This is a genomic window from Streptomyces sp. NPDC020845 (assembly GCF_044334165.1).
Classification (GTDB): Bacteria; Actinomycetota; Actinomycetes; order Streptomycetales; family Streptomycetaceae; genus Streptomyces.
The window spans coordinates 1,023,907-1,043,611 of record NZ_JBIRSJ010000001.1; the positions used below are offsets into that span (position 1 = coordinate 1,023,907).

General features: G+C 73.1%; 16 protein-coding genes and 2 pseudogenes. 3 read left to right on the forward strand and 15 right to left on the reverse strand.

The window, feature by feature from the left end:
* Nucleotides 1–5: 5 nt before the first annotated feature.
* Together ACH4U7_RS03625 and ACH4U7_RS03630 are read right to left on the reverse strand one after the other, a co-directional pair.
* Complete coding sequence (locus ACH4U7_RS03625) at nucleotides 6–671, reverse strand: response regulator transcription factor (protein WP_089506037.1); 666 nt, start codon at nucleotides 669–671, stop codon at nucleotides 6–8.
* A 243-nt stretch (nucleotides 672–914) separates the two neighbouring features.
* Nucleotides 915–2,153, reverse strand: a complete 1,239-nt coding sequence (locus tag ACH4U7_RS03630) for a sensor histidine kinase (protein ID WP_398526366.1) — start codon at nucleotides 2,151–2,153, stop codon at nucleotides 915–917.
* Nucleotides 2,154–2,820: 667 nt separating this feature from the next.
* Between ACH4U7_RS03630 and ACH4U7_RS03635 the strand changes: the two genes are divergently transcribed.
* On the forward strand, nucleotides 2,821–3,171 hold the full coding sequence (locus ACH4U7_RS03635) for a hypothetical protein (protein ID WP_398526367.1): 351 nt from the start codon (nucleotides 2,821–2,823) through the stop codon (nucleotides 3,169–3,171).
* A gap of 7 nt (nucleotides 3,172–3,178) precedes the next feature.
* On the opposite strand, the gene ACH4U7_RS03640 is transcribed toward ACH4U7_RS03635, so the two are convergent.
* From ACH4U7_RS03640 to ribA, 10 genes are all read right to left on the reverse strand, one after another.
* The gene (locus tag ACH4U7_RS03640) at nucleotides 3,179–4,333 is read right to left on the reverse strand and encodes an AI-2E family transporter (protein ID WP_398526368.1); all 1,155 of its coding nucleotides are present in this window, start codon (nucleotides 4,331–4,333) and stop codon (nucleotides 3,179–3,181) included.
* Nucleotides 4,334–4,473: 140 nt separating this feature from the next.
* Nucleotides 4,474–5,211, reverse strand: a complete 738-nt coding sequence (locus tag ACH4U7_RS03645; protein WP_398526369.1) for an SAM-dependent methyltransferase — start codon at nucleotides 5,209–5,211, stop codon at nucleotides 4,474–4,476.
* A 72-nt stretch (nucleotides 5,212–5,283) separates the two neighbouring features.
* Nucleotides 5,284–5,757: a carboxymuconolactone decarboxylase family protein gene (locus ACH4U7_RS03650; RefSeq protein ID WP_398526370.1), complete on the reverse strand. Its 474-nt coding sequence runs from the start codon at nucleotides 5,755–5,757 to the stop codon at nucleotides 5,284–5,286.
* A complete protein-coding gene (locus ACH4U7_RS03655) occupies nucleotides 5,754–6,596 on the reverse strand; it encodes an aminotransferase class IV (protein ID WP_398526457.1) in 843 nt (280 codons plus the stop codon). Before ACH4U7_RS03655 ends, ACH4U7_RS03650 begins: the two co-directional genes overlap by 4 nt.
* Nucleotides 6,597–6,633: 37 nt before the next feature.
* Nucleotides 6,634–7,863 carry an FAD-dependent monooxygenase gene (locus ACH4U7_RS03660; RefSeq protein WP_398526371.1) on the reverse strand — a complete coding sequence of 410 codons (1,230 nt, stop codon included), beginning with the start codon at nucleotides 7,861–7,863 and terminating at the stop codon, nucleotides 6,634–6,636.
* Nucleotide 7,864: 1 nt separating this feature from the next.
* A complete protein-coding gene (locus tag ACH4U7_RS03665; protein ID WP_398526372.1) occupies nucleotides 7,865–9,463 on the reverse strand; it encodes a class I adenylate-forming enzyme family protein in 1,599 nt (532 codons plus the stop codon).
* 64 nt (nucleotides 9,464–9,527) lie between these two features.
* Entirely contained in the window at nucleotides 9,528–11,048 is a 1,521-nt protein-coding gene (locus ACH4U7_RS03670; RefSeq protein ID WP_398526373.1) for an AMP-binding protein, read from the reverse strand.
* On the reverse strand, nucleotides 11,045–13,327 hold the full coding sequence (gene pabB / locus ACH4U7_RS03675) for an aminodeoxychorismate synthase component I (RefSeq protein WP_398526374.1): 2,283 nt from the start codon (nucleotides 13,325–13,327) through the stop codon (nucleotides 11,045–11,047). The genes ACH4U7_RS03670 and pabB overlap by 4 nt, the downstream gene beginning before the upstream one ends.
* A 72-nt stretch (nucleotides 13,328–13,399) precedes the next feature.
* Nucleotides 13,400–13,996 (reverse strand): antibiotic biosynthesis monooxygenase, encoded by a 597-nt coding sequence (locus tag ACH4U7_RS03680; protein WP_398526375.1) that lies wholly within the window; start codon nucleotides 13,994–13,996, stop codon nucleotides 13,400–13,402.
* A gap of 379 nt (nucleotides 13,997–14,375) precedes the next feature.
* Nucleotides 14,376–15,032, reverse strand: coding sequence for a GTP cyclohydrolase II (gene ribA, locus ACH4U7_RS03685; protein WP_089506028.1), 657 nt, complete (start codon nucleotides 15,030–15,032; stop codon nucleotides 14,376–14,378).
* Between the two features lie 172 nt (nucleotides 15,033–15,204).
* On the opposite strand from ribA, the gene ACH4U7_RS03690 reads away from it, so the two are divergent.
* Nucleotides 15,205–15,954: a creatininase family protein gene (locus tag ACH4U7_RS03690; protein ID WP_398526376.1), complete on the forward strand. Its 750-nt coding sequence runs from the start codon at nucleotides 15,205–15,207 to the stop codon at nucleotides 15,952–15,954.
* Nucleotides 15,951–16,628: pseudogene (locus tag ACH4U7_RS03695) on the forward strand (RibD family protein); the annotation flags it as partial. The gene ACH4U7_RS03690 and the pseudogene ACH4U7_RS03695, both read left to right, overlap by 4 nt.
* A gap of 276 nt (nucleotides 16,629–16,904) precedes the next feature.
* Here the strand turns inward: ACH4U7_RS03695 and ACH4U7_RS03700 are convergent.
* The 3 genes and pseudogenes from ACH4U7_RS03700 to ACH4U7_RS03710 form a co-directional block, all read right to left on the reverse strand.
* A pseudogene (locus ACH4U7_RS03700) lies at nucleotides 16,905–17,825 on the reverse strand (lysylphosphatidylglycerol synthase transmembrane domain-containing protein); the annotation flags it as partial.
* The gene (locus ACH4U7_RS03705) at nucleotides 17,744–18,586 is read right to left on the reverse strand and encodes a class I SAM-dependent methyltransferase (RefSeq protein WP_398526377.1); all 843 of its coding nucleotides are present in this window, start codon (nucleotides 18,584–18,586) and stop codon (nucleotides 17,744–17,746) included. The gene ACH4U7_RS03705 and the pseudogene ACH4U7_RS03700, both read right to left, overlap by 82 nt.
* Entirely contained in the window at nucleotides 18,583–19,704 is a 1,122-nt protein-coding gene (locus tag ACH4U7_RS03710; RefSeq protein ID WP_398526378.1) for a glycosyltransferase family 4 protein, read from the reverse strand. Before ACH4U7_RS03710 ends, ACH4U7_RS03705 begins: the two co-directional genes overlap by 4 nt.
* Nucleotide 19,705: the final 1 nt, after the last annotated feature.

A 19,705-nucleotide genomic window follows, 5' to 3' on the forward strand; every position in this document is an offset into this window, starting at 1 on the left:
GCGGCTCAGCGGCCACCGGGGACGACGAGGCCGGACTCGTAGGCCAGGATGACTGCCTGGGTGCGGTTCTGGGCGCCCAGCTTGGTCAGCAGATTGCTCACATGGGTCTTGACGGTCTCCAGACTGACCGTCAGACGGCCCGCGATGTCCGGATTGGACAGACCGGTGGCCATGAGCCTCAGGATCTCGGTCTCACGGGCGGTCAGCGGCGCGTGGCCGACGGCCGGGCCGACCGGGGGCAGCGGGCGGGCCGCCACCAGCCTGCGTACGGCGTCGGGGAAGAGCACCGAGTCGCCCGTGGCCACCAGCCGTATGGCGTGTGCGATCGCCTGCGACGGCGTCCGCTTGAGGATGAAGCCGTCGGCGCCCGCCCGCAGCGCGTCATAGACGTGTTCATCGCTCTCGAAGGTCGTGATCACCACGACTTTGGGCGGGTCCTCCAGGGCCGACCGCAGCTGCCGGGTGGCTTCGATGCCGTCCATCCCGGGCATCCGCACATCCATCAGCACCACGTCCGGGCGGGTGGCCCGGACCAGCGGCAGCACCTCGGCGCCGTCCGTCGCCTCGCCCACCACCTCCAGGTCAGGCTTGGCCGACAGCAGGGCCCGCAGTCCGGTGCGGGTCAGCTCCTCGTCGTCGGCGATGAGCACGGTCACGGGCGCGGTGTTCATGGCGCCGACCTTAAGCGGTCTCGGGTAGGTCCGGGCTGCGTCGCGTGCGATGGGCGGCTCCCCCGTAGCTCCGCACGGGAGGTGCCCCCAGCCGCACCCCGCTCGTCGCACGCAGGGGGTACCGCCCAGCGGTAGCTGGAGGAGCCGCGCGCTCTCCTCACGGGGCACGCCCATGCTTGCCCCTCGATCCTCCCCCTCGGCCCTGCGGGCCTGGGCGGTACCCCCTCCTTCTCCCACCCGGACCTACCCGAGACCGCTTAGCGGTATCCGGGCCACCAGCCGCCACCGGCCGCCCGCCACCCGACCGGCGCTGACCTCGCCGCGCAGCAGCCCTACGCGCTCGGCGATCCCGGTCAGGCCCTGCCCCCGCCGGCCGGGCCGGGTGAGGCCGAGGGCGCGGCCGCCCGTCATCGGGTTGCTGAGCTCCACCTCCAGCCAGTCGCCCGCCACCGCCACGCGCAGCGTCACCGGCGCCCGGTGGGCATGGCGCAGGGCGTTGGTCAGCCCCTCCTGGACGATGCGGTAGGCCTCCCGGGACACGGCCGCCGGCACCCGCGCCCAGTCGCCGTCGAGGTCGGCGTGCACCTCGGTACCGGTCAGCCGCACCCGCTCCAGCAGGGCGCGCAGATCGCCGAGCGTGTGCTGCGGGGCCGTCGGGGCCTTGCCCTCCCGCAGTACGCCGAGCACATGGTCCAGGTCGTCCATCGCGCTGCGGGAGGACTCCTCGATGCTGCTGAGCGCGCGCCGGGCCGCCTCCGGCTCCCGGTCCAGCAACTCCGCGGCCACGGCCGCCTGGATGGTGGCGGCCGTGAGGGTGTGCCCGATGGAGTCGTGCAACTCCTGCGCCAGCCGGTTGCGCCCGGCCAGCAGGCGCGTACGCTCCTCGAGCGCGGCCAGTCGCTCGGCCGGCCGGGGTCCGAGCAGGGCCGGAGCCGCCCACCGCAGGACGGCCACCGCACCCGCGCACAGCCACGCCGCCGCCGCGAGACAGCCGACCGCGGCGAGTGGGGCCCATCCGCCCCGCCATCCGCCCGCCACCCGCACCGACAGACCGAGCAGAGCGATCCGCTCGCCACCGCCGAGCCAGACCGCCGGCAGCACCGCCGCCGACATCCCCAGCAGACCCGTCACGGCCACCACCGCCCAGCCCACCGCCATGTGCAGCGCCAGCCATGCCGGGGTGCGTACGAGGTCACGCGGACCGGCGCCGGGGGACGCGACAGGTGCGGGCAGCCCGGTACGCAGCAGCCGGTTGGCCAGGCGCACACACCGCGCCCGTACCGCACGCGGGCGGCCGCCGGCCGTGAGCAGCGCCGCGAACACGGCTCCGAAACACACCCAGCGAAGCCCTGCCGGCCACCACCGGGCCACCCCCGCCGTCACGGCGAGGGCCACCGCCACCGGCGGCAGGCTCCAGGCCGTGCCGGCCAGCGCGTACACCCAGCCCCGCACAGTGTCCGCACAGCCGATGGACCTCCCCACGGGCAGTTTCCCCGCGGGCGGCTTCCGGACGGGTCGTTTCCAGTCGGGCGATCTCCACACGGGCGCAAGTATGGTGGTCACCCCACACCGCCCACCTCCCCCCTGAGAGCCAGAGGCGCCTTCCCCCGGCCGGGGGAACCGGAATTCCCTCCCCGCCGCGAAGCGCCCGCGCACCCCGCCCGGCGACAGTGGCCCCATGCTCGAACTGATCGATGTCAGCAAGGTCTACCGGGGCGGAAAACGGGCCGTGGACCATATGACGCTCCGTCTTGGCCCCGGCCTGCTGGGTCTGCTGGGCCCCAACGGCGCCGGAAAGTCCTCACTGATGCGGATGGCTGGCCGTCGCGCTCGGCGGCCAGGGGCCCGGCGTACCGCTCGGCGGCATCGGAGTGCACGGTGTCGTCGCCTCGATGCGGGCCGATATGATGGCCCGCCACCTCGATCTGTCCGGTCAGGAATTCGGCCTGGGCCTGACCTATGTCGACCGGCCGCTGCGGACCTTCGTATGGGACGGGTTCACCCCGAGCATGGACTTCCTGGCCACGCGGCTGGCCCTGGTCCTGGCGGCGGCCGTGGCGGCGCTGCTCCCCGCGCTCTGGTTCGGCCGGTTCGACCCGCCCGTGGCGGTGCGTCACCGCAGCCCCGGCCGGGCGGCACACCCGCGCCCGTGGCGGCCCCGTCGGCCCCGGAGTTCACCGGTCCGCCGCGCACCGTGGTGCGGCCGGGCGGGGCCTTCGGGCGGCTGCTGGCGGGCGAGCTCCGCATCCTCCTTCGGGGCGCCCCGCGGTGGTGGTGGGCGGTCGCGGCGGCCATCACGGTCGCCGGTCTGGTGGCGCCGCTCTCGGCGGTGCCCCGGATCGTCTTGCCCGCGGCCTGGATCTGGCCGGTCCTCTTCATGGGCGCGGTCCGGGCCGACGGCCATCCGGCCGGCCCGCCCGCCCCGGCCGTAGCCGCCCTGTCCGCGCTGCTGCTCGGCGCCGTCTTCGCGGCCGGTGCCGCGCGGCGCGGCAAGGGCTGAGCGATCGTCAGTCCCCGGTGCGCAGCGTACGTACCACCGACCAGACGACCGACACCATCGGCACGGCCACGATCGCGCCGATCACCCCGGCGACGAGGCTGCCGCCGATGACCGAGATCGCGACCACCACCGGGTGCAGCTGTACGGCCCAGCTCATCACCAGCGGATGGAGCACATGTCCCTCGATCTGGCCGATGACGACGATGAGCACCAGCACGGCGGCGGCGATGACCGGGCCCCGCCCGGCCAGCGCCACCACGGTCGCCACGGCCAGCGCGATGGGCGCGCCGATCAGGGGGATGAAGGTGGCGAAGAACACCAGCACCGTCAGCGGCAGCGCCAGCGGCACCCGCAGCAGGAACAGGGCGATGCCCACCAGCGTCGCGTTGGAGGCCGCCACGATGATGATGCCGCGCGTATAGCCCGCGAACGTGGACCACGCCGCCCGGGCCCCCCGGTCCCACGGAGACCGGGCGGTCTCGGGCAGCTGGGCGTGGAACCACTGCCACATCCGGTCGCCGCCGTAGATGAAGAACACCGAGCAGAACAGGGCCAGGGCCGCGCCGGTGAGCGCTTCCACGACCCGGTTGGCGCCGCTGAGCGCCCGGCTGATCAGCGCCCCCCGGTGGGTCGCGACGAAGGCGCTGATCCGCTCGTGCAGCCCCTGAAGCGTGCCGTGTTTGATCCGGAACGGCGGCTGCTCCAGCCAGCGGCTGATCCGGCCCACCCCGCCGCGGAACTCGCCCACCAGCCTGCCCGACTCCGCGGCCGCCACGCCGCCCACCAGCGCCAGCAGGCCGAGCACCACGATGATGCTGCCGATCAGCGCCACCGCCACCGCGAGGGGCCGCGGGACCAGCCGCTCCAACAGGTCGGCCAGCGGCCGCAGCAGCGCGGTCCCCACCAGCCCCAGGAACACCGCCACCGCGACGAGCTCGAATCGCCCCAGCACCTTGAACGCCGCGTAGACGAGCGCCCCGACCACCAGGAGCCGCCATGCGTACGCCGCCGCGAGGCGCAGCCCGGGGTGCACCAGGTCGGCCCCGCCCCGCCGCTCCGCCGCGCGCAGTGATGCGGCGGCGCGGGCCCGATGGCCGGGGCGGCCGGCCCGGGCCACGCGCCGTGCGCGTCGGCCGTGCGGAGGGCGAGATGTGCTGCTCACGTGGGCCCCACCGCCTCCTGCGTCCCGGTCCCGCGCGGCCGACACGGGATGTGAATCGTCCCCGTACGGGGCGATTCAACCAGGGACGTGTCGCCCCGCGACGGCAATCGGCCGCGGCGTGGCGGGGCGGGCGGGCCCAGTTACGCCTTTGTGCTGCGCAGGATGAGGTGGACGAAGCCGAAGGAGTCCCGGTAGTGGCGCAGCCACCCGCTGCGGTGGTCGGCGGCCGTCTCGAGCGCCTGGGCGCTGCCGGGGTCCTCGGGGTGGTCCAGGGCCCAGCGGGTCAGCGAACCCGTCCAGGCCCATTCGTACGCGTCCAGCTCCCCGCGCGTGCTGACGTGCCCGTGGACGGGGGTCCATCCGTCAGCGGCGACCCGGTCCACAGTGGTCGCGAGGTCGTCGAAGTCGCCCAGCATCTCGACGGCCTCCGGGGACGGCTCGCGCTCCCAGTACCCGTCACCGATCAGGACGCGCCCGCCGGGGGCCAGATGGCGGCGCGCCGCGGCGAGCGTGGGGAGGAGCCCGCCGAAGGCGTGGGCGGCACCGACGCTGAGCACGAGGTCGAAGGAGTGCGGTGAGGAGAAGCCGTCGGCCTCCTGCTGGTGGAGGACGAGCCGGTCCGCGACCCCGAGGCGCTCGGCCGCCGCCCGGGCATCGGCCAGGGCGGGTTCGGAGATGTCGACGCCCTCGGCATGCACCTTGGGCTGCGCGGACAAGGCGCGCAGCAGCCACTCCCCGCCGCCGCAGCCGAGGTCGAGCACCCGCTCGTCGCCGCGCGGCAGGCCCACTTCGAGCAGTCGGCGCACCGCGTCGTCGTCGATGGGGGAAGCGATCGGATGGTCGGCGTGGGCGAGCCTGGAGATCTTTTCACGATTCACCGCGGCAGCGTGCCAGGGCCCACGCCGCGCCCGCATCTGATTTTCCGTCACGGGCGCGACGCCACCCGAGCACTAGCCCGGGACCATCCGGGTGCTGATCGCGATGCGGTTGTACGCGTTGATGACGACGGCGGCCCAGATGATCGCCGCCACCTGCGGCTCGTCCCACACCTCGCGCGCGGCCCGGTAGACCTCATCGGGCACCTGCCCGTCCTGAACCGAGGTGACCGCCTCGGTCAGCGCGAGGGCGGCCCGCTCCCGGTCGGTGAAGAACGGCGTCTCCCGCCAGGCGCTCAGTGTGTGGAGCCGCTGGTCGCTCTCGCCGTGGGCGCGGGCGTCCTTGGTGTGCAGGTCCAGACAGAAGGCGCAGCCGTTGAGCTGCGACGCGCGGATCCTGATCAGTTCCAGCAGCTCGGGTTCGAGCCCCGCCTCGGAGGCCGCCAGCGCCGCCGCCGCGTGCAGTTCGCCCATCGCCGCCGAGACCTTGGGCGTCAGCTGCTTGAGATTCATCCGGGGGGTCGGTGCGGTGCCGGGGGCCATGGTCATCGGGAAGCTCCGTTCGTGTCGTTCAGTGGTTCCGTTGCCGTGTCGAGCCAGTTCTGCCAGGAGGCCGCGTGTGTGGCCGGGCCCGCGCGCAGCGGGCTGCCGAGCCATTCGGTCACCGGCCGGATGCCGTGCAGGGCGTTGACGAACCACACCTCGCGACCATCCAGGTCCGCCACGGTGGGCCGGCGGTGCTCCACGGGCACGCCCAGCCGCGCGGCGCGCTCCTCGATCAGGGCCGATGTCACGCCCGCGAGCAGTGGCAGCCCGGGGGAGGGGCGGCACAGGACGTCCCCGTCCCACCACAGGACACTCGCCGTCGCCCCTTCGAGCACCAGCCCGTCCGGCGTGGTGAGCAGCAGCTCCTGCGCCCCCCGTGCGGTGGCCCGCCCGCGCAGTTCGGCCAGCAGGGACAGATCGGGCCCCTTACGGCGGGGGAGGACTCGCGGGTCGGCCTCCTCGCTGACCCACACGGCCACGCTCTCGGTGCGCGGCGGCGCGGGGCGTATCCGCAGAAACAGCCGGGCCGGTTCAGGGCCGGCGAGTTCCACCCGCGGAAACCACGCACCGGCGCGCGGCAGGAGGTCGACCGCCTCCCGCCAGAACCTCTCGATCCGTGCCGGAGAGTCGCCCGTCGCCTCCGCGCAGGCCGCGACGAACCGGCGGCGATGCAAGTCCAGGCCCCGCACCCGCCCCTCGTCGACCAGCCAGGAATCGGCGGCCAGCAGCGCCGTGTCCGGCACCGGTCGGCATGGTGTCAGACCACGGTCCTCGCACCACATCAACGCCCGGATGTCCGGCTCCTTCCCTACGTCCTGGCCGACCTGCCACACCGCGGCCATCTCCATCCTCACGTGCTCCTTCATGTCCGAGCCGGGTTCAGTATCCACCGGGCGAGGGGCTGCCGGTCGCCGCGCCCGGCGGTCCGTGGCGCGGCCCGTAGGGCGCGCGCTCCAGCCACGCCCCGCACCGGGGTACCACGGGCGCCAGCGTCGCCGCCGCGCGCTGGGCGGCCCGCCCCCAGCGCCGGGGCCGCAGATGCGCCAGCGCAGCCCCGGCCGCCGCGCTGTTGAACACCGCCGCGGCGCGACGCACCGCGGCGAACTCGCCGACCGCCGCCGGCGCCCGCGCCGGATCGCGGCACGCCACCGCCACCGCCTCGGCCGCCGCCTCCGCGTCCGCCATCCCGCTGTTCATCCCCCGCGCCCCGAAGGGCGGGAACAGGTGCGCCGCCTCTCCGACCAGCAGCACCCGGCCTCCCGGGTCGGTGAACGACGCGGCCACCTTGCGCAGGAAGTGATACCGCGACACCCACAGGACCTGGTCCGTGTAGCGCTCGCCGGCCAGCGGGGGCAGCCACCGGCGCACCGCCTCCTCGCTGTCGTAGTCCTCCGGCGGGTCGTCGGCGTGACACTGCAGATCCATCTGGAAGCCTCCGGTGAACGGCACTCGCAGCACGCTGCGGCCGCCGGTGCCCGGATGCTCGTAGTGGAACACCCGCTCCACCGGCAGCCCGTCGCCGTCCGGCTCCGCCACGTCCACCACCACGTGATACCCCTCGGACCGGCCGCCCTCCAGCGGGATGCCCAGCGCCCCGCGCACCGCTGACCGCGCGCCGTCGGCCGCCACCACATGGCTCGACGTCCAGGTCCGGCCGTCCGCCGCGGCCACCGTCACCTCGCCACCGGCCACCCGGGCGCCGCTCACCTCCGCGTCCCAGCAGAACTCCACGTCCGCCGAGACACACGCCTCGTACAGGAACCGCTCGGTGTCCACCTGGCGCAGACTGGTGAACGGGGGCAGCTCGTCGCCGTCGGCGGCGGGGGCGGCGGTCCGGGCGTACACCTCGCGGCCGCGGTACAGCGTGCGCCGGGTGCGCCAGGTTGTCCCGTACGCCGCGATGCGCGCGCCGAGGCCCGGCCGGGCCCGCTCCAGCAGCCGCAGCGACCGCCGGTGGACGAACAGCGCCCGGCTGCCGGGCCGCACCCGCCCCCGCGGCCCGGCCTCCAGCACGGTGACCGGCACTCCCCGGGCGGTGAGGGCCAGCGCGGCCGTCATCCCCACCGGCCCGGCGCCCACCACCAGGACCGGCCGCCGCCCCTTCGCCACCTCAGCCCCCGGCCCGCGCCGGGGAGAGCGTGGGCAACTCGCCACAGGCGAGCAGCCGGGCGATCTCCAGGCGCTTGATCTTCCAGGTGCCGGTCCGGGGCAGGTCCTGGAACCGGCAGTGCACCGGTGCGGACAGCCCCGGCAGGTCCGCGGTGGCCCGCCGCCACCTGCCGTCCTCCAGCGGCTCGTCCCCGCGCGTGCACACCAGCGGTACGGGCCGCTCGTCAGGACCGGCCACGATGACCACCTCGCGCAGTTCGCCGAGACGCGACAGCAGCGTGTCCTCGATCTCCAGGTTGCTTCTCAGCGCCGGGATCTGATCGACCTCCCGGTCGATCAGATACAGCCCGCCCCACCGGTCCTGATAGCCCATGTCGCCCATCCGCCACCAGCCCCGGTCCACCTGCCGGGCGTACAGCTCGGGCGCGCCGAGGTAGGTGAGGATACGGCCACGGGTGCGGGCCTCGATGGCCCCCGGTGTGCCGGGCGGACATTTCCTGCCGCGCTCGTCCACCACCCGGATCCGAGTGAACCCGGGGATCGCGTTGCCGACCCGCCGCCCCCCTGCGCGGCCTGCGTCCCTGCGGCCGTGCCGGCGGAAGACCACCGGGCCCGTCTCGCTCTGCCCGTACAGCTGCACCAGATGCGGCGCGCGGCGCCGGGACGCGCCCAGCAGCCGGCGGACGGTGCGCGGATGGATCGCGTCGAACGTGGAGCCGTAGGCGCGGACGTTGGACAGTGGCGCGCCGGGGGCGGCGGCCAGGTCCTCCCACAGCACAAAGGTGTTGGGATGGGTCTCGACGATGCCGGGGCGGTGCGCCGCCAGCAGCGGGCCGGCGTGGGCCGGGTCCGGGTCGACGAGCAGCAGCAGCGGGCTGCCGAAGTGCAGCAGCACGCCCAGCAGATGGTAGAAGCGGGAGTGCACATACGACATGTGCAGCGCGGCGGGCTCGCCACGGGTCGACCGGCCCAGCGCCTTCTGCGGCACCAGCCGGTTCCACATGGCGTACGGGCAGTGCACCGCAAGCTTGGGGATCCCGGTGGTCCCCGAGCTGTGGGTGATCAGGGAGGGCTCCTGGGGGTGCAGCCGTACGGCGGGACGCCGCGGCGCCCCTTCGTAGGTCGCCAGCGCGATCGTGTGCCCCGGTGCGTCGGGGGCGTCGTCCACCGTCAGCACACCGCGCGCCAGCCCCGTGTCAAGACCGCTCAGGGCGCCCCCCAGCGTCGCGTGGTCGGTGATCAGCCAGGGCGCGTGCAGCCGGTCGAGCAGCACCCCGGTCACCGACCCGTCCAGCGATGGCGACAACAGCGCCGGGACCGCGCCGATCCGGGAGGCCGCGCAGGCCAGCAGCGCGATATCGACGTTGTCCGACTTGTGGATGGCCACGTGTTCGCTCGGCCGTACCCCGGCCGCCCACAGCCGTCCGGCCATGTCGTCCACCAGGTCCGCGAGTTCGGCGTAGCCCAGCTCCGTACCGGCGTCCGGGGCGATGTCCAGCGGGCGGTCCAAGGTCACCGGCACATTGCCGTGCCGGGCCGCGGCCTCCTGGAACATCAGCCCGATGTAGAACCCGTGCTCGGGCATCAGCTGTCGCAACATATCCGGTTCCCTACACGTTCGTTGTACGTCAACGGAGCGGGCCCCGCCGCGGGGCGCCCGCCGTTCACCAGGCCCCCTGCCGCACCAGATGGCGGCGCAGCTTGCCCGAAGGCGTCCGGGGCAGGGAGGGCACCAGATGCACCGCCCTGGGGGCTTTGAAGGAGGCGAGCCGCCGCCGGGCCAGGGCGATCAGATCCGCGCTGAGCGCCCGCCCGTCGATCCCCGAGCCTTCCCCCGCGGGGGCGGCCGGGACCACGAACGCGTGCAGCCGCGTGGCCCCCCGGTCGTCGGGCACGGCGGCCACCGCGACCTCCCGCACCGACGGATGGCGCCGCAGCACGTTCTCCACCTCCAGCGGCGAGACGGTGATCCCGCCGACCATCTCCAGGTCGTCCACCCGCCCCAGATGCCGGTAGCTGCCGTCCGGCTCGCGGCGCGCCCGGTCCCGGGTGCCCAGCCATCCGCCGACCAGCCTGGCCCTGGACTCCTCCGGCAGCCCCAGATAGCCGGGCGTCACCGTCGGGCCGCGCACCCACAGCTCTCCCTCCGCGCCGTCGGGTACGACGGCGCCGGTGCCGTCCCGCAGCTCCAGCTCGAAACGGGGCACCGGAAGGCCCACGGTGCCCGGGGAGTTGGCCCATACCGAGTTGGCGCAGAACGCGTGTCCCGCCTCGGTGGATCCGATCTGCTCCAGGACCGGCGCCCCGAGCAGTTCGCCCACTTGCTCCCCCAGCGTGCCGGGCAGCCCCTCGCCGGCGCTGACGGCGGCGCGCACCGAGGAGAAGCACGCCGCGTGCCCGGCGCCGCGCTCGTCCACCAGCGCCGCGTACGCGGACGGCACGGAGTACAGCACGCTCACCCGGTGCCGGGCGATGACGTCGTCCGTCAGGGAGGGGCCGGGACGGCTGGAGGTCAGCACCGCGGACGACCCCGAGAAGAGGGGGAAGACGAAGGCGTTGCCGAAGCCGTAGGCGTAGAACAGCCGGGACACGGAGAACGACACGTCGTCGGGGCCGATGTCGAGGACGTCCTTGCCCACCAGCTCCCAATAGGCCGCCGGGTCGCCGTGGCAGTGCACCACCCCCTTGGGGCGGCCGGTGGTCCCGGAGGTGTACTGGATGTACAGCGGGGCGCGGGCGGTCACCGGCTCCGCGGCGGTGGCCGGGGAAGCGGTGCAGGCCAGCGCCGACAACTGGTCCGCCCCCAGCCAGCAGTCCGCCTCGAAGTGGTCCTCGATGCCGGGCCCGGAGACACACAGCACGGCCTTGGAGTTCTCGGCCATGAAACGGTGCTCGTCCGCGGTGAGCGCGGGGTTGACCAGCACCGCGATCCCGCCCAGGCGCGCCGTGGCCAGGAACGCGCTCACCCAGGGGACTCCGTCGGGCAGGGCGATCAGGATCCGGTCGCCCGCCGTCACCCCACGCCGCGCCAGCACGGTGGCCATGCGCGCGGCCAGGTCGTGGATCTCGCCGTGGGTCCATACGCGGTGGCCCTCCACAAACGCGGGCCGGGCCGACCACCCCTCCTGTTCGGCACGCACCGCGAGGTGTTCGGCCAGATTGGCCGGCGCGGGCGCGGCGGTCACCGGTCCGCCTCCTCGGCGGGGGCGGAGGCGGCCACCAGCGCGCCTGTCGACTCTGGGGGTTCCCCGGGTGGCAGGGCGCCGACGTCGTGGTAGGCGCGCATGGTCGCGGCCGTCTTGAGCAGCATCTCCTGGTACTCCTCCTCCGGGTCGGACGCCAGGACGATGGCCCCGCCCGCGCCGATGTGCATCCGGCCGCCGGTGAACACGGCGGTGCGGATGACGATGTTGAGGTCCGCTGCGCCGTTGCAGCTGAGGAAGCCGAGCGCCCCGGAGTAGACGCCGCGCGCCTCGGTCTCCAACGTGTCGATGATCTCCAGGGTCCGCTCCTTGGGCGCTCCGGTCATGGATCCGCCGGGGAAGCAGGCCCGTACGCAGTCGACGGCGCCCCTGTCCTCGTGGAGCCTGCCGCGCACGGTGGACACCAACTGATGGACGGTGGCGTAGGTCTCGGTGTGCATCAGATCGGGGACACGTACGGTCCCGGGCGCGCAGACCCGTCCCAGGTCGTTGCGGAGCAGATCGACGATCATCAGGTTCTCGGCGCGGGTCTTCGGGCTGGTGGCCAGGGTGGCCCGGGCCCGGGCGTCCTCGTCGGCGTTCCGGCCGCGCGGCGCCGTGCCCTTGATCGGCCTGGCCTCGGCCGTTCTGTCGGGGCTGACCCGCAGAAAGCGCTCGGGGGAGGCACACGCCACATCCGCCTCGCCGAACCGTAGGAAGGCCGCGTACGGCGCGGGGTTGAGGCGGCGCAGCGCACGGTAGAAGGCGTATGAATCGTCCGGCGCGGGCAGCCAGGCCGAGTCGGTGAGACAGATCTCGTAGCTGGTGCCGGCCCTCAGCTCCCGCTGGCAGGCCTCGATATCGGCCAGGTACCGCTCCCGGCCCCGCACCAGCCAGGGCTCGACGGCGGCCGTGGTGGCCCCGGAGGCCGTCGGGGGAGGGGCGAGCTCGCCGCCCACCGGGAGGCCGGTGAGCGTGGTGATGGTGTCGTCCAGCCACTCGGCGGCCTCGCGGTGGCCGTCCGGGGTGTCCTCGGTCAGGCACAGGGCGTAGGTGACGCCCTCCTGGTGGTCGACTGCGAGAAACCGGTCCGCGAACAGCCAGCAGGCGTCGGGGGTTTTTGCCTCGTGCCGGTTGGTGGAGCCGCAGTCGGCCTTGAGCTCGTAGCCGAAGTAGCCGATGTAGCCGCCTGTGAAGTCGAACGGGAGGGTCGGGGCGGCGACGCGGCGGCGCGCCAGCTCCTTCTTGAGGTGGTCGAAGACGCTGCCGGGGACGTGGGTGACGGGCTTGCCCGCCCGCTCGACCTCGCAGGCGCCCCGGCTCACGTCGTAGCGGACGAACTCGGCCAGCGGGCCTCGGCCGTCGCCCAGGAAGGAGAAGCGCGCCTCACCGGACCGGGTCCGCGCGCTGTCCAGCCAGAACGCGCGCGGCGCGTCCGCGTACAGACGGGTGAAGGCCGCCTCCGTGTCGATCGGGACGGCGAGCCACCGGGAGTGCAGCCGGTAGCCGACGCTGTCCTCGGCGACCGCCGTCCGCTTCGCGGGCGGGTAAGCGGCCGCGGCCGGAGCGGTGTTGGCGAGCTCCCGGTGTTTCACGGGGCGGGCCGCCGCGGGCGGTGGCGCGGACGACTTGTCCGCGGTCATGGCCGCGTATTCGCGGGTCAGATCGCGGAAGTTGGCCAGGATCCGGTGGCCGTATCCGGTGAGAACGGACTCCGGATGGAACTGCACCCCCCACAGCGGCCGGGTGCGGTGGCGCAGTGCCATCAGCACGCCGTCCTCGGACCAGGCGATGGCCTGGAGGGGCAGGGGCAGCGGTTCCGCCACGCACAGTGAGTGGTAGCGGACGGCGGTGAAGTCCTGGGGGAGCCCGCGGAACAGCCCGCGCTCGCCGTGCCGGATCCGGGAGAGATGCCCGTGGCGGGGTTCGGGGGCGGCCACCACCCGGGCCTGGGCGCCGAGGGCGATGCCCTGGTGGCCGAGGCACACCCCGAGGACCGGTATGGGGGACCGCTCGATCAGCTGGGCGGTGGCCCCGAAGTCACGCGGGTCGGCCGGGTGGCCGGGGCCGGGCGACACCACGATGTTGTCAAACCTCGAGAGACCCGCGAGGCCCGACCGACCCGACGGGTCCGACAAATCCAGCAGATTCGGATCCAGGCACTCGGGCGAGTCGTGGAGGATCACCACCGGCTCCTCGCCGTTGACCTCCGTGAGCAGCTGGAAAAGGTTGTAGGTATACGAGTCGTGATGGTCGATCAGGAGCGTCTTCAGCGCGTCCATCTGTATTGCCTCCTCGCTTTACGACCGGCCGGGTCCATCGCCTCGGCCAGGGCCCGATCGGTTCGCGCGCCTTTACCGGCGCGAACGCGGGCCGTTCGCCGCCACCCGCTTGTGGCGCCCCCGAATCGACTGAAGCGGCGGATACAGCCACTTCTTCAAGAGCATTTGCAGGCGTGGCATGACAAGCCAGGTCACCATCGCGGTCACGCCAAGACAGAGAGCCAGGGTCCGCAGCAGGAAATTGGTATCTCCCAGAAATGGGATCACCAGAACATTGAAGATGAGGACGGGAGGGAAAACCGCACTCAAATTCACCAGCCAGAGCTTCCATTTGGGAGGCGGTGGCAGGGGTCGTACCGGCCCTTCGAACCAGTTTTTCAGACCGGCCCTGCGCTGCACCCCGGTCTCCTGTATGAAGGACCCTGCCCGGGTCGCCCAGCGGGCGCGTTCGAGCGAGTACTCCCAGGCCTGGGCGGATTCTTCTCTGTCGAATCGGTAGATGACATGCCACTCTCCGCTGCCCTGCCCGGAGCCCAGCACGCCGCCCCCTAAATATCCCGGAAGGCGGGCCGTGACATTCAGCATCGCAATGGCCCAGGCATAGAACTCGCTCTCCTGGCCCGGATTCACTCGATATGCGGCAGTCACCGTGACCGGTTCACTGTCCACTCCAGCCGCAACTCCTTTCCGGGCAGCGCACGGCCCGCGTGCGGGCCGTCCCCGAAGGGCCGTGCAGACGGCCGCTCCCGTCGTGCGAATGGAAGTGTGGCACATCGGGCACACTTTGCGAACGGAATGCTCACAACACATACAAATATCTGAAGGGAAGCCCGTGACCTGGGTGTTACCCGGGGTTTACGGATATGGCCGTTCATGGAAAAGGGATTTCATGAGACCACCGAGCCGTGTGCGGTGTATATTTCAACTGCAGGCGCCACGCGGCGGAGTCGGCCGTGTCGCGTGGCGATAGGGTGGCGCATTTGAGACGCGGTGTGCCCGCCGACGCCTTGCGCCGGCGGGCACACCTGGGGTGTCGGCCGAGGGGCCGTCAGGACCGTTCGGCCACGCTGTCCAAATGCGGCAGATGGTGATCGAGACGGTCCGCCTTGGCCCGTAGATAGGCGAAGTTCTCCTCGCGTGGAGGTATCAGCAGTGGCACCTGTTCCGCGACCTTGATGCCATGCCGCAGCAGCGACTCGCGTTTGCGCGGGTTGTTCGACAGCAGCCGCACCGACCGTACGCCGAGGTCGTGCAGGATATCCGCCGCCACCCGGTAGTCACGGGCGTCGACCGGGAGCCCCAGCGCGAGGTTCGCCTCCACGGTGTCCAACCCCTCCGCCTGGAGTTGCATCGCCCGGAGCTTGGCCAGCAGTCCGATGCCACGCCCCTCGTGACCTTGGAGGTAGACGAGAACGCCGCACCCTTCGCTCGCGATGGCGCGCAGCGCCGCGGACAGCTGATCGCCGCATTCGCAGTGCCGGGACCCGAAGGCGTCCCCGGTCAGACACTCCGAATGCAGGCGGGTAAGCGCTCGATCGCCCGCGACATCGCCGTAGACCAGCGCTATTTGTTCATCCCCGCGAATGGTGTCCAAGTAGCCGACCGCAAGAAAAACGCCGTACTCGGTGGACAGTTGGACCTGCGCCACTCGCTGGACGCCTGACGGTCGAGCGTTCTCGCTGAACGGGCCATCGCTTTCTGTCATGTTCTGATCCTAACTGGGAATCCGCAGAATACTCGCGGGGTGCGTGAAAAATGACAAAGGAAACCAACCTCGCTGTCCGGTTCATCACGTTCGGCCAGTGGAAGTGCGCCCGACCGCGTAGCCTGGCATCGCGCACACAAGGACGGAACGCAGAGCGAAAGGCCTGACAGACATGACAGGTTCGGAAACACGACCGCAGGCCCCTGGCCTGCTGCCGCCGGACACCACCGAGGACATACGGGCCCGGAAGGCCGGCGTCGCGGTCCTCCCCATCGGCAGCTTCGAACAACACGGGGAATTTCTGCCCCTGGTGACCGACACGGTCATCGCCTGCACCATAGCCCGGGAGATCGCCGCCGTATATTCGGTCCGTCTCCTTCCCCCGCTCACCATCTCGTGTTCGCATGAGCACGAGGCATGGCCGGGGACGGTCAGCATTTCCGCCGCGACCCTCCATGCCGTTGTGCGGGATATCGCCGCATCGCTCCGCCGGTCCGGTGTCGACGCCCTGATTCTGGTCAACGGACACGGCGGAAATTACGTACTGCGCAATGTGGTTCAGGAGTCCGCCGGCACCGGTACCCGCATGGCGCTCTTCCCGGGATCGGCGGACTGGGACACCGCACGTACCGAAGCGGGAGTGCGGACCTCGTCCCAGAGCGATATGCACGCGGGGGAAGTCGAGACATCCATCCTCCTGCACGCCCATCCGGAACTCGTCCGCCCCGGCTATGAAGCATCCGATTTCCTTGCCGACGATCGCAGACATCTCCTCACCCTCGGTATGGCGGCCTACACCGAATCCGGAGTCATCGGCCGCCCCTCCCTGGCAACCGCTGAGAAAGGAAAGGAAATTCTCACCGCGCTCGTCGATTCCTTCGCCGAGTACTTCTCCCTGCTGACCCTGAAGGAGCCCCGATGACCGCGCTCGACGAGACGGCGGCCTGGGAACGGCTGCGCGCCATCCGGTCCGAGGCGGACGCCGAGGCCGCCGGGCTGGTCCGCGGCCCCGACGGCGGCCTGCGGTGGCGGCAGGCGGTCTCGCCCGGGGCGCGCATCCTCACCGACCGCTATCTGCCGCTGTGCCTGGCCGGCCCGCGCCTGGCCTTCGCGCAACTCGGCCAGAGCCTGGACGGTTTCATCGCCACCCGCACCGGCGACGCCGACTATGTCACCGGCGAGGAAGACCGCGCTCATCTGCACCACCTCCGCGCCCTCGCCGACGCCGTGGTCGTCGGAGCCGGCACCGCCGTCGCCGACGACCCCCAGCTGACGGTGCGCGCATGCACGGGGACCAACCCGGTGCGCGTCGTCCTCGATCCGCACGGCCGGGTGCCGCCGCAACGCCGGGTGTTCACCGATGGCTCAGCTCCCACCCTGTGGGTGGTGGCCGCGGACAGCGGCCGCGGCCAGCACGGGTCGGTCGGCGGCGACAGCGGCCATGGCGGCATCGGCGGCCACGGCAGCCACGTCGACGTGTTGACCCTGCCGGACCGCGAGGCCTTCGAGCCCCGGAGCCTGCTGGAGGCCCTGGCCCGACGCGGCCTGGGCCGGGTGCTGATCGAGGGCGGCGGTGTCACCGTGTCGCGCTTCCTTCACCAGCGGGCGCTGGACCGGCTCTACGTCACCGTGGCCCCGGTGCTGCTCGGCGACGGTGTCCCCGGGCTCCGCTTCGCCGGTACGTCCGTCATGCGGGACGCGCTCCGCCCGCCCACGCGCCGCGCCCACCTCGGCGAGGACACCCTCTTCGAGATCGACCTGGGAACGTCGCAACCCGGCGAACCACTGCCCCACGAGCACGGCGAAACCGGGCAGGCTCGCCGCGAAGGTGAGCACTCCGTAGACCACGGCGACGGTCAGCCCCTGGGCCGCGCCCAGGCCGGCGGCGCCGAAGGCCCACGCGGTGACGCCCTCCCGGGGACCCCAGCCGCCGACGTTCAGCGGCAGCGCCATGGCGAGCAGCGCCAGCACCATCAGGGGCAGCAACTCGGCCAGCGGAGCACTTGATCCGGCGGCCCGGGCGGCCAGCAGAAACGTCCCCAGATGCCCGGCCAGCACCGCCACGGACGAGACCGCCACCCCCGGCCAGCACCCCCGGGCCAGCAGTCCGCGCCGCGCCTCGCCCAGCGCGGCGCGGACCGCGCGGCGCCACCGTGACGTACGGGGTCTGCCGCGCAGCCGTACGACGGCCACGGCGGCCAGGGCGCACACCGCGGCGAGGACCGCCAAGGCGCCCGGCGCCGCGGCCGGCCGGCCGACGAGGTGGCAGATCTCCGCCACCGCCAGGGACGGCCGGGTCAGCAGAATCCCCAAGCCGACCGCGGCCAGCACCACCTGGCCCGCGGCCCGCTCCAGCACCACCGCGCGCACCCCCCGGCCGACATCACCGGCGTCGCGCCCGTGCCGCACCGCGCGGTGCACATCGCCGAGGACACCGCCGGGCAGCGCCGCGTTCAGGAACAGGGCCCGGTAGTAGTCCGCCACGGCCGCGCCCAGCGGCAGCCGGATGCCCAGCGCCCGGGCCACCAGACACCAGCGCCAGGCGCTGAAGACCGTGGTGAACAGGCCCAGAGCAAGCGCCGCCAGAAGAGTCACGGCGTCGATCCGGCGCACGCCGTCCAGAAAGGCGCCCGTACCCACCCGCCACACCACCACGGCGAGGATGACCGCACCGGCGATCGTGCCGAGCCGCGCCTTGAGCGCCCCCGCGTTCACGACGCCCCACCCGTCGTCCCGGGCAGCGCCAGCAGATCGCTGTGGTGCACCACCACCCGCAACTCGCCCGCGGCGCACGCCGCCAGGCGGTCGCGCAGATACGCCTCGGCGCGTGGCGCCAGAACCGGCCGCTGTTCGCAGGCCGCCTCGACCCAGCCCCGCAGCCACTGGGCCGTCAGCGCGGACTCGCCCGCGCCGAGCCGCCACGGGCTGCTGTGCACCCGCACCGACGCGCCCCGCAGGGCGAAGGCATCGGAGGCCACCATGACCGCGTCAGGCCCCAACAGACCGCCGCGGCGCTGATGGGCGTTGAACGCCTCAGCTATCTCGCCGTCGAACGGGTCGGCCGGCGAAAGCTCGACCCGCCCCACCACCGACAGCGCCAGCAACACCGGACAACCGGCCTCGGCGCAGGCGGCGACCAGCGCGTCCACCTCGTCCCGGGTCAGCACGTCCAGCAGAGCGGACGCGGTCACCAGCGAGGCCCCGGCCAGATCCTCCGCGGCCAGCTCGCCGAGGTCCGCGCGCCGGGTCAGAACCGTGACACCCGCGCCGTCGGCGGTCGTTGCGGGCGTCTGCGCGGCGGCCCGGCCCAGCAACGCCGGATCGCGGTCGTACAGCACCCAGTGCTGGGGGCCGGGCAACCGGGGCGCGAGCCAGCGGCCCATGGAACCCGTGCCGCAGCCCAGGTCGTGGATCACCAGCCCGCCGGGCCGCCCGGCCTCCGCCAGCCAGCCGCGCAGCGGGTCGAGGAGTTCCACGGCGCGGGCCGCGGCGTCGGCGCGCTCCCGCAGCTCCAGCCACTCCGGCTGGTACAGCGGCACGTCGGTGGTGTTCATGCGGCCCTCCGTGGTTCGCATCGAAGCTGTTCCAGCACGTCGGCCATGCGCCGCGCCGTCGTCTCCCATCCGCCCAGAGCGGCGCGCCGTCCCCGCGCGGCCGCCTTCAACCGCCCGCGCACGCCCGGTCCGACGAGCCAGCCGCGCAGCGCCGCGACGAGCGCCGCAGGGTCCCGCGGAGGCACGAGGACGCCCGGCAGTCCGCCGTCGGGAGCCCGCCCCAGCGCCTCCGGGACCCCGCCCACTGCCGTCGCCAGCACCGGAATTCCCCGCGCCAGGGCCTCGGTCACGACCATGCCGTACGTCTCGGCGTACGAGGTGAGCACCAGCAGGTCGGCCGCCGCATAGCCGGCGTCCAACTCCGCACCGGCCCGCGGTCCCACGATCCGCACCCGGTCGCCCAGGCCGTGCTCGTCGACCAGTTCGCGCAGCCGGGTCACATAGTCGGGGTCCTGGCCGAGGCCGCCGACACACAGCAGGCTCCACGGCAGGTCGGCCACCTCGGCCAGGGCCTCGATCAGCAGGTGCTGCCCCTTGCGCGGGGTCACCGAGGCGACGCACAGCAGCCGCGAGGCGCCGTCGGTGCCGGGTGCCAGGGGCGCGGGGTCCGCGCCGGGCGCGGCGACGTGCACCCGGGCGGGGGCGAGCCCATGGTGGGCCACCAGCCTGCGGGCCGCCCAGTCACTGGTCGCCACCACGGCCGGGACGGCGCGCAGCGTCTTGCGCTCCAGCGCGTCCAGGTCAGCCGCCCGGCCGGGGGTGAGCCCCGTCTCGTCGCCCAGTGGCAGATGCACCAGCACCGCCAGGCGCAGCCGCCGCGCCTCGGGCACGACGATGTACGGCACGGCGCAGGCCACAAGACCGTCGAGGAGGACGACGCTGCCGTCCGGCCGCTCGGCGAGGACACGGGCCAGCTCCGCTCGTGCCTCGGGGTCCGGCTGCGGCCAGCTGCCCGCGACGGCGTGCTCGTGGACCTGCCAGCCGGCGCCCGGCAGGTCCCGGCACACCCGGCGGTCATAGGTGTTGCCACCGCTCGGCGCGGCCGGATCGGCCACGCCACCGGGCATGACGAAGTGCATGGAGCGCGGGTCCGTCGTGGTGGCGTCGGCGCGGCTCATC